The sequence below is a fragment of the Paraburkholderia jirisanensis genome (genome assembly GCF_054782355.1).
In genome coordinates, this window is sequence record NZ_BAAGSQ010000005.1 from 43,047 (window position 1) to 61,994 (window position 18,948).

Consider the following 18,948-nt stretch of genomic DNA (forward strand, 5'->3'; position numbering starts at 1 on the left):
GGGCTTTTGCCTGAACAGTAGCGACGCCGTTGCCGGAATCAGACTTCGACCGTATCGACGTTGTACTCGAACAGCCAGTTGTAACGTTCCTTCACACGCTCTTCGCTCCACTCGCGGTCGACGTATTCGGCCGCGCCTTCCGCGTGCGCAAGCTGCGGATTGTGGAAGCGCGTCGCATTGGCCGCCGAGCCGCGCACGACACGCGCGGTGCGCTCGAGCCGCAGTTCTTCGTAGCGGGCGAGTGCGCGTGGCAGATCGTCTTTATACCGCTCGAGACAGCGCGCAATCAGATAGCCGTCTTCGATCGCCATGCCGGCGCCCTGGGCGAGGAACGGCAGCGTCGGGTGGCAGGCGTCGCCGAGCAGCGTCGCGTTGCCGGAACTCCAGCGCGCCATCGGTTCGCGCACCATCAGCGCCCACTTGTACGGAATGTCGATGGCCGAGATCAGCGCGCGCACGTCTTCGTGCCAGTTGGCGAAATCGTTCAGACATTCTTCGCGCGTGCCTTGCTCGGACCACGATTCCACTTGCCAGCCGTCGCGTTCTACCGCGCCGACGAAGTTGATCAGCTTGTTGCCGCGCAGCGGATAGTGGATCACGTGCGCGCCTGGGCCGACCCAGTTCGTACCGTACGCGCTGCGCAGATGTTCGGGCAATTTTTCCGCGTCGATGACGCCGCGCCATGCCATCACGCCGGAGTACACCGGTTCGTCCGGGCCGAACAGTGCGCGCCGCACGCGCGAATGCACACCGTCCGCGCCGATCAGCAAATCGGCTTCGTAGACCTTGCCCTGAACCGTGGTGACTTCAACCTTGCCGCCGTTCTGCTTCAGGCCTTCGACTTTTTCGCCGAGGTGGATTGCATCGGGCGATAGTGCAGACACCGCGTCGGCCAGCGCCTGATGCAGATCCGCGCGATGCAGCGTGAAGTACGGATAGCCGTAAATTCCGCGCGAGGCCGCGCCGAGATCGAACAGACGCCACGACTGCCCCGTGTTCCACAGCCGCACGCGCTTGCCGGGCGGCTCGCAGGCGAGCCCTTCGAGCGTATCGCCGACGCCGATCTGATAAAGCACGCGCGTCGCATTCGGGGCCAGCTGTACGCCCGCGCCGATCTCCTTGAGCGCCTGCGCCTGTTCGAGAATGGTGACATCGAAGCCCCGTTGGAGCAATGCGACGCCGGCGGTGAGGCCGCCGATCCCGGCACCTGCAATGACTATCTTCATTCGTCGAATCAACCTCTTTTCGTGTTGGGCGCGTTTTATCGGTTTGATCTATCAATCAATCGATAAATCTTGTGAATGCCGTTTTTAATGCTTCACCCGTTGAAACCGGAATCCACTTTAAAACAACGCCTGACACTAAAGAAGCAAAAGAATCCGAACGAATCATCAAGCAATTTTGTTAATACACGCAGCGATGTATATATGTGCTTTTACATGCCCCAGCGGTGCACCACGTTAGTCTCGATATTGAACAGATCGAGTACGCGGCCAAGCGTGTGATCGACCATATCGTCGAGCGATTCCGGGTTCGCGTAGAATGCCGGCACCGGCGGATAGACGATCGCACCCGCTTCGGTCACGCTCGTCATGCTGCGCAGGTGGCCCAGATGCAGCGGCGTTTCGCGCACCATCAGCACCAGCCGGCGGCGCTCCTTGAGCGTCACGTCGGCGGCCCGCGACAGCAGGCCGCTGGTCACGCCGGTGGCGATTTCCGACAACGACTTGATCGAGCAAGGCGCGACGATCATGCCCATCACAGGGAACGATCCGCTCGAAATGGCGGCGCCGATGTCGGTATTCGAGTAGCAAACGGTGGCGAGCGCACGCACGTCGGCCACGCTGTAATCGGACTCGTGCGCAAGCGTGACCTGCGCGGAACGGCTCATCACCAGGTGGGTTTCGATATCCAGCTGCCGCAGCAACTGCAGCAGCCGTACGCCGTATACGACGCCCGACGCACCGCTGATGCCGACGACCATGCGCCGCGGCGGTACTGCTCTGACTTGCATTCGGATTCTCCTCTCGCGGGGCGCGGACTGCGCATTGCGAGTTGCGCTCGATCACGCAGTAGCGTTGGCTATGTATCTGACGCGCGGATGTTAGCACGCTGAATGCGCCGCTTTAAAGCGCTATTGGAACGTGGGTGACCGGTTTTTAGGGATTCCTGGTAAATACCCTGATCGAGTATTCGCTTTGTTCTATTGGTTGATAAATATTTGGCGATTCAAAAGCGTAAATGACCCCGCTACACTCTGCGCAGCGTGAGGAGACACGCGTCGCACACATGCGGCAGCGAACTGATGTGCGGCGCGTCGAACGCGACATCCGTGCCGGCCAGTGAGACCAGGCCCCAGGCACGATAACAACATCGGATAACAAGATTCGGAGGCAAGTTGAAGACCAGATTGTTTGTCGGCGGTTGTGCCGCACTGTTGAGTTACCCTGCGTTCGCGCAGTCGTCCGCCACGATCTACGGAAGCATCGACACGGGTATCGATTACGTGACGAATTCGCGCGGTGCCCACCAGTTTCAGGAATCGGCCGGCAAGCGGACGCCGGATCGCTGGGGCTTTCTGTTGAGGGAAGATCTGGGCGGCGGCAACGCGGTGTTCGCGCGGCTCGAATCGGGGTTCCTGTCCAACAGCGGCGCGCAGATCAATCCGACCAGCTTCTTCAACCGCGATGCCTACGTCGGCCTGGGTAACGACAAGTGGGGCGCGCTGAGCTTCGGCAACATCCCCGATTTCATCTATCAATACGTCGGCGCACTGAACAACTCGGTACCGGGTATTTCGTCGTTCTATACGGTCGGCAACCTGGACGGGCTGGCCAATACGCACGCGCTGGTCAATTCGGCGAAGTACGAAACGATCGATTTCCACGGTTTGCAGGCCGGCTATATGAACAGCTTCGGCGGCCAGGCGGGCGATTTCAGCTCGGGGCGGCAGTACAGCTTCGGTTTGCAGTACAAGGACAATATCTTCCGGTTCGGCGCCGCGTACACGATGTCGCACAACCGCACCGCGGACGTGTTCGGCATTTTCAGCGTGAGTTCGCTGCTCGGCCAGCAGCTGCGCTCGGGCGTGATGTTTAACGCAACCCGTTACAGCACGATCGCGATCGGCGGCTCGGCGGTGATCGGCGCCTTTGTGCCGCACCTGACCTATACCGATGTGAAGCTCGAAGATACGCGCGGCGCCGAGCACGAGCACAACTATCAGGCAGGCGTGAACATCGACGTGAGCGGTGGCAATCACACGTACATTCTGGGTATTTCGTACAACCGTTCGACCTTCGACGATCTGACGTTCAATCAGTACAACCTGTTTCTGACGCACTACCTGTCGAAAGTCACGCAGATTTACGCGGGTGTGGGCCTGCAGCGCGCCTCGGGCCCGAACGCGAAGGCCGAGCAGTTCGGCTACAACCCGTCGAGCTCCGGTTCACAGACGATCGGCCGGGTCGGTATTAATCACATGTTCTGAAGCGGAGGAATCATGGCGTGACGAGATGCGGAGTAGTCCCGGCTTTATTCACTTTTTTCGATCTCTTCATCGCTATTTTTTGATTCTGCCGCCGCACGGCGAGCCTTATATTGTGGCTCCCGGGCGGCGGCGCTGCCACGAGGGGCGTGAGGAGAACACGGCAGGCGCGCCGCAGCGTGCTTGCCGACGCATATGGAACGCACATGCAAGCAGACCGGACATTCAATATCGCGACACTGGTAGAAGAACAGAAGATGGGCCGATTCGCCATCGGCCTGTTGTTCTGGTGTTTCATGATCATGCTGATGGATGGCTACGATCAAACCGCCGTGTCGTTCGCGGCGCCTGCCATCATCAAGGAGTGGCACGTGTCGCGCGGCGGATTCGGCCCGGTGTTCGGCGCCGGTTTGTTCGGCACGCTGATCGGCTCGTTTATTTTCGGCTATATCGGCGACCGCTTCGGCCGCAAGCGCGCGATCGTGTCGGGCAGCCTGTTTTTCGGTGCGCTGACGCTGGCGTCGGTGTGGGTCACGTCGCTGCAGGAATTGATGCTGCTGCGTTTTATCGCCGGCATCGGCATGGGCGGCGTGATTCCTAACTCGGTGGCGCTGGTTGCCGAGTACGCGCCGAAGCGCTTGCGCGCGACGTGGGTCACGTTGATGTTCTCCGGTTTCTCGATCGGCGCGGGCTCAGGTGGGTTGGTGTCCTCGTCGCTGATTCATCACTACGGCTGGCCGGTGATGTTCGTGGTGGGTGGTGGCGGTTCGCTGCTGGTCGCGTTCCTGCTGATCTTCACGCTGCCTGAATCCGCGAAGCTGCTGGTGGTGCGTCAGCGCGGCATCGACACGGTGCGCGCGCTGGTGGCACGCCTGCGTCCGGAACTGAAGCTGCCGGCCGACGCGCAATTCGTTGCCGGCGAAGCGCAGGAGAAGAAACAACGCTTCGTGCTGCGGCTGATCTTCTCGGACGGCCTCGCTGCCATCACGCCGTTGCTGTGGATCGTGTTCGTCGTCAATTCGATGGCGCTGTATTTCCTGCAGAACTGGTTACCGATCCTGATGGAAGGTGTCGGCATCGATCCGAGCGGCGCCGGTTTGATCACGACGATGTTCTCGGTTGGCGGCGTGCTGGGCGGTTTGATCCTGTGCCGCTTCGTCGATCGTCACGGTGTGCTCGCGATCATTTCGCTGCCTGCCATTGGCGCACCGATCGTCGTGGCGTTGGGTTTGACGTCGTCCCAGGCGTGGCTGATGCTCGCGGTGTTCGCTACCGGCTTTTGCGTGGTCGGTGCGCAATACGGGCTGTATGCGGTGGCCGGCATGATCTACCCGACTTCGTTCCGCTCGGCGGGGGTGGGCAGTGCGATTTCGGTCGGCAAGATCGGCTCGGTGTCCGGGCCGGTGATCGGCGGGTTGTTGCTGTCGATGCATTTGCCGATTGCGCAGCTGTTTTACGCGGCCGCTGGGCTGTTTGTCGTGACGGCGGTATTTTCCGCGGTGCTGTCGCTGTTGTATCGCACACGCTTTGGCAACCAGCAGGGCAATCCCGCTGCACAACCTGTCGAATCGATGCAGCGCCGCTCGGCGCTCGGCGATTCCTGAACCGAGCAAGGTGCCGATGATGCAGACTCTGGCTGCCAATGCAGGCGCCGCCGCTGCGCTTGCCGATGATTTCACCGATTCGTTCGCGCGGTCGCAGGCGGCGCCACGCCGCCGCGCGCTGTCGCTGCAGGCGCGTATCGCGCTGACTGTCGGGCTGCTCGCCGGGCTGATGCTGGTGATCGGCGCGCTGGGGCTGCAGGGCAGCTACCATGCGAACCGCGCGAACCGCGATACGTATCAGAACAAACTGGCCGCGGCGATGCACATCGGCGACGCGGAATTGATGATTGCGCGTACGCGCATGGTGCTCGGTGGCGCGACGTCGAACGTCGACGCGGCAACCGCGCAGCGTTTGATTGCGCGCGCAACCGATTACTTCCGCGCTTCGGATGACGCGTGGCATCGTTTCGTCGCGCAACCGCACGAGTCCGGCGAAGCACCGCTGATCGAAGCGGCCGATCAGCGCCGCGAAGCATTGCGCAGCGCAATGCTCGCGTTTATCGATGCGTTGAAAGCGGACGACCGTGCCACCGCGGAAAAGATCGGCACGGTGCAGTTGAGCCCGCTATTCAACGATATGAGCAGCGCCGACGAGCAGCTGAAGCACACGCTCTATACGAACGCGCAACACAGGTACGAAGAAGCGGAGCAGTACTTCAGCAGGTTCGTTGCCGTGTCGGGCGCATTGATTGCATTCGGCGTGCTGGCCGCGGTGCTGAGCTGGGTCACGCTGCGCCGCGCGATCATGAATCCGCTGCGCGGCGCGCTCGGCCATTTCAACGCGATTGCGGCCGGCGATCTGAGCCGTCATATCGAAAGCGGCCGGGCCGACGAGATGGGGCAATTGCTGGGCGGCTTGCATACGATGCAGGCGCAACTCGCGCATACGGTGACGGCCGTGCGCGAAAGCTGCGATGCGATCGGCACCGCGACGCGCGAGATCGCCGCGGGTACGCTCGATCTATCCGCGCGTACCGAAGAGCAAGCCGCTTCGCTCGAACAAACCGCGGCGAGCATGAGCGAGCTGACCGCTACGGTCAAGCAGAACGCCGAGCATGCGCAACAGGCACGCGAGCTGGCCAGCGATGCGTCGTCGGCGGCGCAAGACAGCAGCGCGGTGATCGGTCGCATGACCGGCACGATGAGCCGCATCGACGTGAGCTCGCGCAAGATCGCGGACATCACCGGCATTATCGAAGGGATCGCGTTTCAGACCAATATCCTTGCGCTGAACGCGGCGGTCGAAGCCGCGCGGGCCGGCGAGCACGGGCGTGGATTTGCGGTAGTCGCGGCAGAAGTGCGTGCGCTCGCGCAGCATTCGTCGGCGGCGGCCAAGCAGATCGGCGAACTGATTGCCGATTCGGTCAGCGCAGCGGCGGATGGCAACGGCCTCGTCAATGAAGCGGAACAGGCGATGCGGCAGGTGCTGGCGCGCGTCGAGCGCTTTGCCGTGATGATGCACGAGATCGTCGCTGCAGCGCTCGAGCAGCGCACCGGTATCGAGCAGGTGGATAGCGCGATCAGTCTGATGGACTCGATCACGCAGCAAAACGCGGCACTGGTCGAACAGGCGAGTGCGGCTGCCCAGGCTTTGGATCAGCAGTCGCAACAATTGGGACGGCAGGTCGCGGTGTTTAGCGTTCGCTGAATCTGCGCCGCGTTGCGGTGTATCCGGCAAAGTTGCAGATGCCTTGCGCCGCAAGCGTTTCGCTAGCTCCTTTGCAGGTTTCTTCCGAATGGCCTACATTGCTGGGAGTTGTAACCATCAATAGACAACAACATCCAGTGAGGAGGTCAAGATGAAAGGAAAGATGATTCAGGCGATGTTGCTGGCGGCCAGCGTGGCCATCGCAATGCCGGCATTTGCGCAGGATGACGCAACGCAAAGCGGCCAGAGCGCGGCCGCCAATCCGAAGGCGACCAAGCAGGCCGATCGTGCGCTCGCCAGAGCGGTGCGTCGTGCACTTGGCAAGACGCCGGGCTTCGATGTGTCGGGTGTGTTCGTCAAGGCCAGAAGCGGTGCCGTCACGCTGAGCGGTAGCGTGAAGGACGGTTCGCAGATCGAGCAGGCCGGCGAAGTGGCGAAGTCGGTGCAGGGCGTGAACTCGGTGTCGAACAAGCTCACGCTGTTCCATGGCGGCAATGGCTGATTGCAGGTAGGTGCGGCAGGGCGGCCGGCTGGGTTGCCTTGCCGGTTACCCTGCCGGGCCGGCATGGCGACCATGCCGGCGCCGGCTGCTTACCCGATGCTTGATCAGGCAGCCGTGCAAACATGCGTTTTAATTCCCTTCCATTCTGCTTTCGGCGAAACTGACGCCCGCACGATCAATCGGGTCCTCGCGTACAATTCCGGCGCTTGTCCGGCCCCGTCTGTGCGCAGCAAAAAAAGTTGTAACCCAATACACGTCTCCATCGAACTACACAGTCGGCGAGGCTCGTGCCGTTACGGCGCGAGCGGCGGCATCCGCAACGGCGCAGCTTGATTGCGATGTCGAGTGCAGGCAAACCCCACAACGAGTATTCGATGGCGATTCATTTCAGCTGTACCCAATGCGGCGCGTGCTGCCATAACCTGCGTTTGCCGCTGAGCCTTGCAGAGTCCGCGGACTGGATCCGCCGCGGCGGCGACGTCCAGTTGTTCGTCGAGGCGATTCCGTGGCCGGTCGAACCGCCGGACACCGACGTGCAAGCGGCGCATAAGCGCAGACGCTCGTTCGCTGCAGCAAGCGGTACGCTGCCGATCCGCGTGATCGTCAACACGGTCGCGTCGTTCGAGGGCGCCTGCCCGCATCTGCTGCCCGATGCCCGATGCGGCGCGTATCTGGAGCGGCCGCGTGTATGCCGCATCTATCCGGCTGAGATCAATCCTTTCGTTGAGCTGACGCCCGCTTCGAAGGCCTGTCCGCCTGAGGCATGGGGTGCCGGGATGCCGGTGTTTTCGGCGGCCGGGAAGATCGTCGATGAAGAGACGCTTGCGCTGATCCAGGGATCGAGAGCCGCGGATGCGCAGGACGCGCCGCTCAAACAGCAACTGTGCGAGTACCTCGGCGTCACGCAGACTGCGCTGGCCAACGAAGGCTTCCTGATCTACTCGTTTGCGCGCGACACGTTATTGTCGGCGCTCGAGCGTCTGACGAGTTCCGCTGCTAAAGCGTCGTCGCAACCCGGTGCGTGGGAATTCGTTTCGAATCGGCGTGCGACGGTCGACACGCTGGTATCGATCGACGCAGGCTGCGTCGTGCCTGCGGATCCTGCGGTTCCCAACGTGAACTACATGGCGTTTTTCGCAGCGGATCTATAGCGCAAGCTACTGCACCCACGACGCGCCTCGCGGCTGCGAGGCGCGTGCCGCTGGCACGCGCGCGGCCAGCGTCTTCATGCCGCGATGCAGCCCAGTCTTGATTGCCGATTCGGACCAGCCCGTCATCTGTGCAGCCTCAACGACCGACAGGCCGCGTAGCTTGATGCAGACAATCAGCATTCGTTGTTTGCGCGGTAAGCGGCGCAACATCGTTTCCACGTCACGCCTCGCGTCGGCGCGCTCGACGTCTGGCGCGCACCACAGTTCTTCGTGCGCATCGAGCGGGTCGTGCAACGCCGTGCCGCGTGAGGCGGCACGCAGATAGTCGGTCAGCTTGTGGCGTGCGATCCCGTGAAGCCACGGTGTAAGCGGCTCTGCGGGCCGGTAGGTGGCGCGCCTCGCGTGCACCGCAATGAGAATCTCCTGCACGAGGTCTTCGATATCGTCTTGCACACGGTATAAACGCCTGTGCAGAAATCTTCGCAAGTGGTCGGCGAGTTTCTCGAGAAATCGGCTGTACGCGGTGTTGTCGCCCGCGAGAGACTGCATCAACAATGCGTGGAGCATGCATTCAAGATCGTTCGGCTGCAGCGGACCGGGTCGTTTGGCCATGGCACTGGCGTGCTGATTCACGCGTTGGACGGGGTATCCGGCCTTGGTCGTCGGAGCGTGTCAGTTCTGACAGCAAGCCTGCAAAAATTCGCGAACGAAGAAAACTGCTGGGCGTCTTGAGGGTTTTATGTAAGTTTTCTGGCGTGATCGCATGCGGCAAGGCGGCCGGATGCCGCCGCCTTGCCGAACGCTACGTCTGATGGCGCTCAATCCTGCGCTGCTGCAACCACCGGAGCAGGAAGGAAGCCTGCGTCGATCTCCGGCCGCGACAGATGCGCAACCGTGTTGACCAACGTCTTTGCCGCAGCAGCCAGTGCGATGGCAACCACAGCCCGTTGATCGAAGCCGGCCGCTTTCAGTGCATTGACGTCGCTGTCGGATACTTGCGTGCGCTTTGACGCGATTGCCACAGCAAAGCGCCGCACCGCTTCAAGCTTCACGTCCTGCAGTTCGCCGCCGTTGCGCAGCGCATCGACGACCTGCGCGGACGCGCCGAGTTTGCCCGCCACCGTGGCGTGCACTGCGACGCCATAGTCTGCTGCGTTCGCGCGACTCGCTGAAGCGAGCGCGACCTGCTGCGCGATCGGATCGAGTGAAGTCGCGCCGAGCGACTGCAGCATCGTGATGTAGGCAGCCAATACGGTTGGTTCTGCTGCCAGCGCATAACCGAGATTCGGCGTGAAGCCAAATACGCCAGCCATGCCGTCCAGCAATTCCCTGGCGGCTTCCGGCGCATTCGCCGCGTTGAGCTCGCCAAACAGCGCCTTGCCCTGCGCCTTGTCGAGCGTACGCGCGAGGAACGCGCGAATGATGCGGGCTACCTGGTCCAGATGCGTTTCGAGCGGGAAGTGGCCTGCATCGACGAAATGAATCTCGGCGTCCGGCAGATCGCGGCGATACGCGTCTGCGCCGGCCGGCAGAAAGAACGGATCGTGCTTGCCCCACACCGCGAGCGTCGGTGGACGATGCGTGCGGAAGTATTCGTGGAATTGGGGATACGCCGCAACGTTCGCCTTGTAATCGCCGAACAGGTCGAGCTGGATATCGTCGCTGCCTGGCCGGTCGAGGAAATGCTGGTCGAGCGTGTATGACTCCGGCGCAATCAGCGACGTATCCGCTTCGCCATGCGTGTACTGGAACGACGTCGTCTCCGCCTTCAGGAACGCACGCAGGTTGTCGCGGTTTTGTTGCGTCGGAGCTTGCCAGTACGCCCGAATCGGGTTCCAGCCATCGCTTAGCCCTTCTTCATACGCGTTGCCGTTCTGCGAGATCAGCGCTGTCACCCGTTCCGGCCGCGCTGCTGCGAGCCGCAAACCCACCGGTGCGCCGTAGTCGAACACATACAGTGCGTAACGATTTAACCCGATCGTGTCGGTGAAGCTTTCGATCACTTCCGCAAGATGGTCGAACGTATAGCCGAAAGTCTGCGCCGCGGGGGCATCGGAGAAGCCGAAGCCCGGCAGATCGGGTGCAATCACGCGGTATTTGTCCGCCAGCCGGCTGATCAAACCGCGGTATTGATGGCTCGAGGTCGGGAAGCCATGCAGCAGCAACACCGCTGGCGCGTCTTTGGCACCTGCGTCGCGATAGAAGATGTTGAGCGCGGTGCCGGTGCGGCGGTCGTTGACGGAGACGGTTTGATACGAAGCGGCGACTGACATGAGGACCTCCAGATTTTGTTGGCGAAAGGATATGTTCAAAACAACAACTGAACCGAACGATCGGTACAATAGATGTCTCAAAGTATCGAGTCAAGAATGGATCTGCAATCCGTTATTCCGCTGGCTGATACAATTGCCGCTCTGGACCGAACGTTCAGTTTATTGCGAGGTGTTTGATGTTTGCCGAACCCGGCTCCAAAGACGAGATCGTCGAGCGGTTGTTCACCGTGTTCCAGAAGCGTGGCTTTGATGGCGCATCGCTTACCGAGCTGTCGCGCGCGACGGGGCTCGGTAAATCGAGTCTGTACCACCATTTCCCGGACGGCAAGGCGCAGATGGCGCAAGCTGTGCTCGAGCGCGCGACTGAACTGATCGACAGCGAGATCCTTCAGGTCGCCCAGATGTCCGGGTCGATGAAGGCGCGTATTCGCAAGATCATTGCGATACTCAATCAGATCTACGAAAACGGGCGTGCACCTTGTGTGCTTGCTGGAATGGCCACCTCGACGCTCGCTGGCGATCTGCAGCAAGGCCTGCGCAAAGCGTTTGGGAACTGGAGCGAAGCAATAGAAACGCTCGCGAAGGAAAGCGGCATGTCGCCGGTGCGCGCACGGCATTTCGCCGAAGACTGGATTGCACGGCTGCAAGGCGCGTTGATCCTGCAAGCGGCAACTGGCGACGCTGGCGTGTTCACGCGTGCGCTGAACAGTCTGCTCGACCTCGCGAAAGAAGGTGCGGCGCGCGACCCGGTTTGAAGGTCGCGCTCACCGTTTTGCCAGATAGTCGCTCGGCGATTGCCCGAGCACTTTGCGAAACATCGCTGCGAATGCGCTTGGGCTCGCGTAGCCGAGATCGTGCGCAACGCTCGCCACCGGGGCACCGTTCTCAAGCCTGTTCAATGCCTCGGCAAGACGCACCTGCTGCACCCAGTGCCGAAAGGTCTGCCCCGTCTCCTTGATGAACAGGCGTATCAGCGTGCGCGAGCTGGCCCCGACGTGCTCCGACCAGTGTTCGATCGTCATCGGCGCATGCGGCGCGTTCATGACCGCTTCGCAGATCATCAGCAGCCGGCGGTCTTTCGGCCATGGAATCTCCAATGCCATTGCACGAGCGGTTTCGAGCTCGTGCAGGATCAGCGCGACGATATGTTCATTGCGCGCATTCAACGCATATTCGACCGGCTCGGTGACCAGCGACAGAATCAGTTCGCGCAACAGCGGGCTGACCTCGATGGTTCGACATGTATCGCCGAATCGTTGCGCCGTCTCCGGTTCGACATAGATCGTACGCATCGTCGTCGGGCTCAGCATGCGTTGATCGTGCACGACGTTAGGCGGAATCCATAACCCGCGTTGCGGAGGCAATAGCCAGATGCCCCGGTCGGTCGCGGCGCGCATCAGGCCGGAGGTCGCGTAAAGCAACTGGCCACGCGGGTGGCTGTGCGGCTCGACGTAGCCGCCGGTCGGTACGTTGCGCGCGAGGGCGGTCATCACGCGCGGTACGGCCTGATAGTCGTCGTAATCGAGACTTCGTTCGGGCAGCGGACGGTTGGCACTTTCGCGACGAATCTTGTCATGCATAGCCGTTTTCTCGTGCGCATCGGCACACTACTATCCACCTGCGACGAAACTTCCACTTTGCAGCGCAGGCGGCCAGATGAGTGCTCAGATTCAAATTAGCAGGGGTTCGGAAAAACACCGGGCAGTTGCCATTTTCTGTTTGCTGGTGCTGTCGTTTGCGTTGAGGCCGGGCATCGTGTCGGTCGGGCCGTTGTTGCTGAAGATCCGGCAGGATTTCGGGCTGACCTATTCCGAAGCATCGTTATTGACCTCGATTCCCGACGTATGCATGGGTCTGTTCGTGCTGTGTGTGCCGGCTATCAGCCGGCGCCTCGGGGCCAATCAAACGGTGTTGCTGTCGCTTTGGCTACTTGGTGCAGCGATGCTGTTGCGGGCGGCTACGCACTCGACGCACCTGCTGCTATTTTGGACCATGTTCGTTGGAATCGGGATTGCGATCGCCGGAGCGTTGATCGGCGGGTGGATCAAGGAGCACTTTCCGCACGAATCGTCGCTGTTTATGGGCATTTACGCAGGCGGGTTGAGCATCGGCGCGACCATCGCTGCCGGCACGACGGGCTTCGTTGCGGAAAGCTCGGGTAGCTGGAGGGTCGGCGCGGGGATGTGGTGTGTGCTTGCGGTCACGGCAATCGTGAGTTGGTCGTTTCTGACTCGGCGGTTTAATGGCGCGGCGAGCGGTGGCAGCCCTGGGAAAAGCACCGGCGCCACGATTGCGCTGCCGTGGCGTAATGGACGTGCCTGGCTGCTCGCGATCTTCTTCGGTTTGAGCCAGTACATTGCTTATGCGTGCCTCGCATGGATTGCTCCATGGAATAGCGAGGTGCATGCGAGCAGTGTGCCGAGCGGCCTGATGCTAAGCCTGTTCACGCTTTTGCTTGCTGCCGGGAGTTTCGCTGCGGGAGCCGCGGCTGGCAGGTTCGCCGATCGACGGGCACTACTGGCGTTGGGCACCGTTGTGACGGTGGCAGGTTTTGCCGGCCTTGCGTTTGCACCTCACGCATTGCCTACGGCGTGCATCGTGTTAATCGCTTTCGGCCAGGGAATATGCTTTGCTTTAGGCATGACGCTGCCGTTGGACTACACGGACAACGCAAAAGAGGCGCATGCGTGGACGATGTTCGTGCTGTGCATCGGCTACATGATCGCGGCGCTAGGGCCGTTGAGCTTCGGTTTTTTGCGCGACAGGACCGGTGGGTTTACCGGCTCGTATACGGTGTTGGTGCTGGTCAGCGTGCTGATGCTGGCGATGATCCCGTTCCTCAAGAGGCCGGCGAACCAGAAGCCCTAGTTGGCGCTAGAAGTATGCTGCGCCCGGCAGTCGGCATTGAAGACACGCTCGGTAGACGCCGGAGATTTTGCCAGCTTGCCGGCCGGGCGCCGCGGACGCGCGAGCAGTTCTCCGCCGCAATTCGGGCATACGTGCTTCAGGACATTTTCGGTGCAGTCTCTGCAGAAAGTGCATTCGAACGAGCAGATGAAGGCATTGGCCGAATCAGGCGGCAAGTCCTTGTCGCAACATTCGCAGCAGGGGCGTAGTTGTAGCATCGGTCTCTCCTCGTTTGATCCATACCGTTTCGGTACTGCGTCACATATTTTTCAACCAAGCAGGGAGAATGCCTCTCTGCTTGCGACATCACCCGATCCGTACACACCTGCCAGGTCGCAATCGGCGGCTACGCATTCAAAGGTGCTGTCCTGGAACGTAAAAATGAAGTGTCGGAGAGCGACGGGATGCGTAGGCGCCGACCACAGTTCGCCGACCAGTGTCGGGTTGAGGCACTCGTACGCCGAGTACCAGCGTAACCCTTTTGCTGCCAACGGATGACTGCCAAGCCCTTCATCGTTCGGAGGGCCGGACTGGTGAAAGGCGGCGGCAGTGAAGTGCACAAGGCAGAATGGCTCTTCATCGTCGTTGAACGGACCAAACCGCTCGAAATCCGATGGGGCAACACGATACACAAGAAGCACGCGCCGTTCGTTGGCGAACACGAGCGGGTCGCTGGCATCAGGCGAGGGCATCGGGACTGATTGGAGCAGGACCAGTTTGTCTTGTTCGACGGAGGCGATCATCGGTTGCACACTATCCTGCAATTGGAAACATGGAGCTGCGGCAAGTCGGCAACCATAAAAATCACTTTCCTGAAGTTTATGGTCGCAGTTTCAGCGGGCTAGTGCAGGCAATCCATCAAACCAGCCCAGTAGCGTAGTAAACCACGATCACGAAAAACACTGCCAGCGTTTTGATCACGGTTACCGCAAAGATGTCTCGATACGATTCGCGATGCGTCAAGCCGGTGACGGCCAGCAGCGTAATCACCGCGCCGTTATGCGGCAACGTATCCATCCCGCCGCTTGCCATCGCGACCACACGGTGCAGCACTTCCATCGGGATATGCGCGGCTTCGGCGCTCTTGATGAACTGATCCGACATCGCCGCAAGCGCGATACTCATGCCGCCCGAAGCCGACCCGGTAATCCCCGCAAGCGAGCTCACCGACACGGCGGCATTCACGAGCGGATTCGGGATGCTTTTTAGCGCGTCGCTAACGACGATAAAGCCTGGCAGCGCAGCGATCACACCGCCAAAACCGTATTCGGAAGCCGTATTCAGCGACGCGAGCAGAGCGCCCGCCACCGCCGCCTTGGTGCCGGTCGCAAAGCGTTCGCTGACGCGGCGAAAGGCGGTCAGCACGACCAGCACGATACCCAGCAGCAGCGCGCCTTCGACGGCCCAGATCGCCACCACGGTCTTGATCGACGTCGTGACGGGCGCGTGTATGCCCGGCAGTACATCCGGAGTCACCGTATACGATGCGCCGTACCAGTCCGGCAGAAGACGCGTCAACACGAAATTCGCCACACCCACCAGTACCAGCGGCGCGACCGCGAGCAGCGGATGCGGCAGATGCGAAGTCTCGACGCGCTCCGGTTCGTTCACGAGCGACGTGCCATAGCCTTCACCCTTGGCCATTGCGGCACGGCGGCGCCATTCGAGGAACGTCAGCCCGACCACGATGATGAACAGCGAGCCCGCAATACCGAGCACCGGCGCGGCCCATGCGGTGGTCTTGAAGAACGTGGTGGGGATGATGTTCTGGATCTGCGGCGTGCCCGGCAACGAATCCATCGTGAACGAGAACGCGCCGAGCGCGATCGCGCCTGGCATCAGACGCTTCGGAATGCCGCTTTGGCGATACAGTTCGGCCGCGAACGGATAGACCGCGAACACCACCACGAACAGCGACACGCCACCATACGTCAGCAACGCGCACACCGCGACGATCACCGCATTCGCGCGCGAGCGGCCGATATAGCGGATCGCGGCGGCAACGATCGACTCGGAAAAGCCCGATAGTTCGATCACCTTGCCGAACACGGCGCCAAGCAGAAACACCGGAAAGTACAGTTTGACGAAGCCGACCATCTTCTCCATGAAGATGCCCGAGAACACCGGTGCGACGGCGGCAGGGTCGGTTAGCAGAACTGCGCCGAGCGCGGCGATCGGCGCGACCAGAATCACGCTGTAGCCGCGATACGCGGCAAACATCAGAAACGCCAGGGCGGCGAGGACGATGACGAAAGACAAGTCGAGTCTCCAGGGTACTGGTTGTTTTAAGTGGCCCCGCTGCGGGGTAGCGCAGCGGCCGGCTCGCGTACGCAGGTTCCATGCCAAACCCGGCCTGGCCGCGTTGCCGCGGGTTGGCCAGCGGCTAAAGCCGGGTGGTGCGAAGTGCGGTATCCGAAATTGTCTCCGTCCGGAGACAATTACTGCCGTCCGTCCGGATGGCCTCAGAGAATACCCGATTTGCCGCGGTGTTTCGATTCTCTAGAATGAGATAATGCATCCCGCTTAAGAGACAATTTGAAGCTTGAACGCGCAGACCTACACAAACAACCATAGACCGGAGACAACGACAGCATGATGAACGACTGGAGCGGCGTGCCCGCCAACTACAGCGACGTGCTGCGCCGGGCGATGGAATCGCTGTTTCGTACCTTCGAGAATTTCAGTGAAGGCACCTTCATCGTCGATGCGGACGCGCGCGTGGTCTGGATCAACAAACGTTACGCAGCGCGCTTCGGCTTCCCCGATCCGCAGCAGGCGATCGGACTCGATTGCGAAGCGGTGATTCCGCACAGCCTGATGCGCGAAGTGGTGTCCACCGGCAAGCCGATTCTGCTCGACGTGCTCGAAACCGACCGCGAACCGCTGGTCGTGACGCGGCTGCCACTCAAAGACGATGCAGGCGCAACCATCGGTGCGGTGGGCTTTGCGCTGTTCGACGAAATGAAGGCGCTGACACCGCTCTTTTCCCACTATTCACGCGTGCAGCAGGAACTGATCGCAACGAGGCAGTCGCTGGCGCAGGCGCGGCGCGCCAAATATTCGTTCGCGAGCTTTGTCGGCACCAGCGCGGCGAGTCTCGAAGTGAAGCGCCGCGCGCGGCGCGCGGCGCAGGTCGACTCGCCGGTGCTGTTGCTCGGTGAAACCGGCACCGGCAAGGAACTGCTTGCGCATGCGATTCACGGCGCGTCGGCGCGAGCGGGTAAACCGCTCGTCACGGTGAATGTCGCGGCGATTCCGGAAGCGCTGCTCGAAGTCGAGTTTTTCGGTGCCGCGCCCGGCGCTTATACCGGCGCCGACCGCAAGGGGCGTGTCGGCAAGTTCGAACTGGCGGACGGCGGCACGCTGTTTCTCGACGAAATCGGCGACATGCCGCTGCCGCTGCAAGGCAAGCTGCTGCGTGTGCTACAGGACAGCGAGTTCGAGCCGCTCGGGTCGAACCGCATCGTGCGTGCCGACGTGCGCATCGTCGCTGCAACTTCCGCGAATCTCGCGGCGCTGGTTGCCGCAGGGCAATTTCGCGCGGATCTGTTTTACCGCCTCAATGTGCTGACCATTCATGCGCCGCCGCTGCGCGACCGGCTTTCGGATATCGAATCGCTGGCTTACGCGATGCTCGAGGAACTGGCGATGCAAACCCGCGGTGGACATCTGGAGTTGCAGCGGGACGCGTTGCAGCTGTTGTGCGCGTACGCGTGGCCGGGCAATGTGCGCGAGTTGCGCAACACGCTCGAACGTGCGGTGATGTTGTCGGATAGCGAGTGTATCGATGCGCGTATGCTTGCGCCTTTCGTTGGCGGCGCGCTGCGTGAAGCTATCGTGCAGCCTTTGACGGTGGCATCAACGGCATCGACTGTGTCTACGACCGGGCAGCCGCGCGACGATGCCGCCACGGCAGCACCGCTCGAAGCCTGGGCCGACGCAATGACGACATTCGAAAAGCGCTTCCTGAAAGATGCATTGCATGCGTGCGGCGGCCACGTCGCCGAAACGGCCGCGAAGATCGGCATGGGCCGCGCGACGCTCTATAAAAAGATTGCCGCGCACGGCATCGAAGTATGACTTCCGCTCCATCTGCTATACGACGCCTACAAAAGGCAATCTAGTCGACGCAATTCAGCGTCGAAGCACGCCATTTTGAATCCCTTTGTATGGCGGATACATTGGGATACAAAACACCCCGTTGCGGCCACTCGAGTCGGATATAAAGCCAACTGCGCATCGCTGCGACGCGTCAGGGCGCGTCAGCCTGTCGTTGCGCCGGGATCGATCGGTCGACGATCGCCGCTACTTCAAGCATCACGTTTTCCTGAACAATCAAAACGGAGAAATGGTTTTGGACAATTCCGTCAATCATCGCCGCCGCCTCTTGCTTGGGTCTGCTGTTGCCGGCCTGAGTCTTGCCGCCGAACTCGGTCTTGGCAACATCGCGCACGCGCAGACAACGGCCTCCGCTGACGGCAAAAAGCAATCTGGCAGCAGTGCGAGCCTCGGTCCGATCAAGCAGATCGACGCTGGCGCGCTCAACATCGGTTACGTCGATGCGGGCCCGCAGAACGGCCCGGTGGTGATCCTGCTGCACGGCTGGCCTTATGACATCTACAGTTTCGCCGAAGTCACACCGCATCTGACGGCGGCCGGCTATCGCGTGATCGTGCCGTATCTGCGCGGCTTCGGTTCGACGCGCTTCCTGTCGGCTGATACGCCGCGCAACGGCCAGCAAGTGATGACGGCGGTCGACACGGTGGCGTTGATGGACGCGCTGAAGATCGATCAGGCGGTGCTCGGCGGCTACGACTGGGGCGGCCGCACGGCGGACTCGATCGCGGCGCTGTGGCCCGAACGCTGCAAGGCACTGGTTTCCGTGAGCGGCTATCTGATCGGTAGCCAGGCGGCGAACAAAAAGCCGCTGCCGCCGAAAGCCGAACTGCAGTGGTGGTATCAGTACTATTTCTCGACCGAGCGCGGCGCACTCGGCTACGCTGAAAACCGCGATGCATTCAACAAGCTGATCTGGCAACTGGCATCGCCGAAATGGAAGTTCGACGATGCGACCTACGCGCGCACAGCCGCATCGTTCCAGAACCCGGATCATGTGGCAATCGTGATCAGCAACTACCGCTGGCGTCTGGGGCTCGCGCAGGGCGAAGCGAAATACGACGACCTCGAAACACGTCTGGCCGCGGGGCCGACCATCGGTGTACCGACCATCACGATGGAAGGCGATGCGAACGGTGCGCCGCATCCCGAGCCTGCTGCATACGCGAAGAAGTTCACCGGCAAGTACCGGCATATCAATGTGGGCGGCGGTATCGGCCACAACCTGCCGCAGGAAGCGCCGAAGGCGTTCGCCGACGC

At 61.3% G+C, this 18,948-nt stretch carries 17 protein-coding genes; 9 read left to right on the forward strand and 8 right to left on the reverse strand.

Annotated features, from left to right (window positions below; genetic code table 11):
- Positions 1-38: 38 nt before the first annotated feature.
- Both ACYVNQ_RS03500 and ACYVNQ_RS03505 read right to left on the reverse strand, forming a co-directional pair.
- The gene (locus tag ACYVNQ_RS03500) at positions 39-1,226 is read right to left on the reverse strand and encodes an FAD-dependent monooxygenase (RefSeq protein WP_460900880.1); all 1,188 of its coding nucleotides are present in this window, start codon (positions 1,224-1,226) and stop codon (positions 39-41) included.
- A gap of 209 nt (positions 1,227-1,435) precedes the next feature.
- On the reverse strand, positions 1,436-2,014 hold the full coding sequence (locus ACYVNQ_RS03505) for a UbiX family flavin prenyltransferase (RefSeq protein WP_460900881.1): 579 nt from the start codon (positions 2,012-2,014) through the stop codon (positions 1,436-1,438).
- Between the two features lie 384 nt (positions 2,015-2,398).
- Here ACYVNQ_RS03505 and ACYVNQ_RS03510 point away from each other — a divergent pair, with 384 nt between their 5' ends.
- The 5 genes from ACYVNQ_RS03510 (at position 2,399) to ACYVNQ_RS03530 (ending at position 8,392) form a co-directional block, all read left to right on the forward strand.
- Entirely contained in the window at positions 2,399-3,490 is a 1,092-nt protein-coding gene (locus ACYVNQ_RS03510) for a porin (protein ID WP_460900882.1), read from the forward strand.
- Between the two features lie 203 nt (positions 3,491-3,693).
- Positions 3,694-5,091, forward strand: coding sequence for an MFS transporter (locus ACYVNQ_RS03515; protein ID WP_460900883.1), 1,398 nt, complete (start codon positions 3,694-3,696; stop codon positions 5,089-5,091).
- Positions 5,092-5,107: 16 nt separating this feature from the next.
- Complete coding sequence (locus ACYVNQ_RS03520; protein ID WP_460900884.1) at positions 5,108-6,739, forward strand: methyl-accepting chemotaxis protein; 1,632 nt, start codon at positions 5,108-5,110, stop codon at positions 6,737-6,739.
- A gap of 151 nt (positions 6,740-6,890) precedes the next feature.
- Positions 6,891-7,241, forward strand: coding sequence for a BON domain-containing protein (locus ACYVNQ_RS03525; RefSeq protein WP_460900885.1), 351 nt, complete (start codon positions 6,891-6,893; stop codon positions 7,239-7,241).
- A gap of 374 nt (positions 7,242-7,615) precedes the next feature.
- Entirely contained in the window at positions 7,616-8,392 is a 777-nt protein-coding gene (locus ACYVNQ_RS03530; protein WP_460900886.1) for a YkgJ family cysteine cluster protein, read from the forward strand.
- Between the two features lie 6 nt (positions 8,393-8,398).
- Here ACYVNQ_RS03530 and ACYVNQ_RS03535 read toward each other — a convergent pair whose 3' ends face one another.
- Entirely contained in the window at positions 8,399-9,004 is a 606-nt protein-coding gene (locus tag ACYVNQ_RS03535) for a sigma-70 family RNA polymerase sigma factor (protein ID WP_460900887.1), read from the reverse strand.
- A gap of 206 nt (positions 9,005-9,210) precedes the next feature.
- Positions 9,211-10,665: an alpha/beta fold hydrolase gene (locus ACYVNQ_RS03540; RefSeq protein WP_460900888.1), complete on the reverse strand. Its 1,455-nt coding sequence runs from the start codon at positions 10,663-10,665 to the stop codon at positions 9,211-9,213.
- A 176-nt stretch (positions 10,666-10,841) separates the two neighbouring features.
- Between ACYVNQ_RS03540 and ACYVNQ_RS03545 the strand changes: the two genes are divergently transcribed.
- A complete protein-coding gene (locus tag ACYVNQ_RS03545; RefSeq protein WP_460900889.1) occupies positions 10,842-11,420 on the forward strand; it encodes a TetR/AcrR family transcriptional regulator in 579 nt (192 codons plus the stop codon).
- 9 nt (positions 11,421-11,429) lie between these two features.
- Here the strand turns inward: ACYVNQ_RS03545 and ACYVNQ_RS03550 are convergent, their stop codons facing one another.
- Entirely contained in the window at positions 11,430-12,245 is an 816-nt protein-coding gene (locus ACYVNQ_RS03550; protein ID WP_460900890.1) for an AraC family transcriptional regulator, read from the reverse strand.
- Between ACYVNQ_RS03550 and ACYVNQ_RS03555 the strand changes: the two genes are divergently transcribed.
- Entirely contained in the window at positions 12,214-13,533 is a 1,320-nt protein-coding gene (locus ACYVNQ_RS03555; protein WP_460900891.1) for an MFS transporter, read from the forward strand. The genes ACYVNQ_RS03550 and ACYVNQ_RS03555 overlap by 32 nt on opposite strands.
- Here ACYVNQ_RS03555 and ACYVNQ_RS03560 read toward each other — a convergent pair.
- The 3 genes from ACYVNQ_RS03560 to ACYVNQ_RS03570 form a co-directional block, all read right to left on the reverse strand.
- Complete coding sequence (locus ACYVNQ_RS03560; RefSeq protein WP_460900892.1) at positions 13,530-13,790, reverse strand: DUF1272 domain-containing protein; 261 nt, start codon at positions 13,788-13,790, stop codon at positions 13,530-13,532. The genes ACYVNQ_RS03555 and ACYVNQ_RS03560 overlap by 4 nt on opposite strands.
- Positions 13,791-13,841: 51 nt before the next feature.
- Positions 13,842-14,315 carry a hypothetical protein gene (locus ACYVNQ_RS03565; RefSeq protein WP_460900893.1) on the reverse strand — a complete coding sequence of 158 codons (474 nt, stop codon included), beginning with the start codon at positions 14,313-14,315 and terminating at the stop codon, positions 13,842-13,844.
- A gap of 115 nt (positions 14,316-14,430) precedes the next feature.
- Positions 14,431-15,831, reverse strand: a complete 1,401-nt coding sequence (locus ACYVNQ_RS03570) for a GntP family permease (protein ID WP_460900894.1) — start codon at positions 15,829-15,831, stop codon at positions 14,431-14,433.
- 333 nt (positions 15,832-16,164) lie between these two features.
- On the opposite strand from ACYVNQ_RS03570, the gene ACYVNQ_RS03575 reads away from it, so the two are divergent.
- Positions 16,165-17,652 carry a sigma-54 interaction domain-containing protein gene (locus ACYVNQ_RS03575; protein ID WP_460900895.1) on the forward strand — a complete coding sequence of 496 codons (1,488 nt, stop codon included), beginning with the start codon at positions 16,165-16,167 and terminating at the stop codon, positions 17,650-17,652.
- A gap of 274 nt (positions 17,653-17,926) precedes the next feature.
- Positions 17,927-18,948: alpha/beta fold hydrolase (locus ACYVNQ_RS03580; RefSeq protein WP_460900896.1), on the forward strand; the 1,022-nt coding region annotated here is incomplete at its 3' end.

What these genes read in the sequence shown, in the direction of transcription:
- ACYVNQ_RS03500 (WP_460900880.1), bottom strand. Translation starts at nt 1,226, where the DNA reads ATGAAGATAGTCATTGCAGGTGCCGGGATCGGCGGCCTCACCGCCGGC.
- ACYVNQ_RS03505 (WP_460900881.1), bottom strand. Translation starts at nt 2,014, where the DNA reads ATGCAAGTCAGAGCAGTACCGCCGCGGCGCATGGTCGTCGGCATCAGC.
- ACYVNQ_RS03515 (WP_460900883.1), top strand. Translation starts at nt 3,694, where the DNA reads ATGCAAGCAGACCGGACATTCAATATCGCGACACTGGTAGAAGAACAG.
- ACYVNQ_RS03520 (WP_460900884.1), top strand. Translation starts at nt 5,108, where the DNA reads ATGATGCAGACTCTGGCTGCCAATGCAGGCGCCGCCGCTGCGCTTGCC.
- ACYVNQ_RS03525 (WP_460900885.1), top strand. Translation starts at nt 6,891, where the DNA reads ATGAAAGGAAAGATGATTCAGGCGATGTTGCTGGCGGCCAGCGTGGCC.
- ACYVNQ_RS03530 (WP_460900886.1), top strand. Translation starts at nt 7,616, where the DNA reads ATGGCGATTCATTTCAGCTGTACCCAATGCGGCGCGTGCTGCCATAAC.
- ACYVNQ_RS03535 (WP_460900887.1), bottom strand. Translation starts at nt 9,004, where the DNA reads ATGGCCAAACGACCCGGTCCGCTGCAGCCGAACGATCTTGAATGCATG.
- ACYVNQ_RS03540 (WP_460900888.1), bottom strand. Translation starts at nt 10,665, where the DNA reads ATGTCAGTCGCCGCTTCGTATCAAACCGTCTCCGTCAACGACCGCCGC.
- ACYVNQ_RS03545 (WP_460900889.1), top strand. Translation starts at nt 10,842, where the DNA reads ATGTTTGCCGAACCCGGCTCCAAAGACGAGATCGTCGAGCGGTTGTTC.
- ACYVNQ_RS03550 (WP_460900890.1), bottom strand. Translation starts at nt 12,245, where the DNA reads ATGCATGACAAGATTCGTCGCGAAAGTGCCAACCGTCCGCTGCCCGAA.
- ACYVNQ_RS03560 (WP_460900892.1), bottom strand. Translation starts at nt 13,790, where the DNA reads ATGCTACAACTACGCCCCTGCTGCGAATGTTGCGACAAGGACTTGCCG.
- ACYVNQ_RS03565 (WP_460900893.1), bottom strand. Translation starts at nt 14,315, where the DNA reads ATGATCGCCTCCGTCGAACAAGACAAACTGGTCCTGCTCCAATCAGTC.
- ACYVNQ_RS03575 (WP_460900895.1), top strand. Translation starts at nt 16,165, where the DNA reads ATGATGAACGACTGGAGCGGCGTGCCCGCCAACTACAGCGACGTGCTG.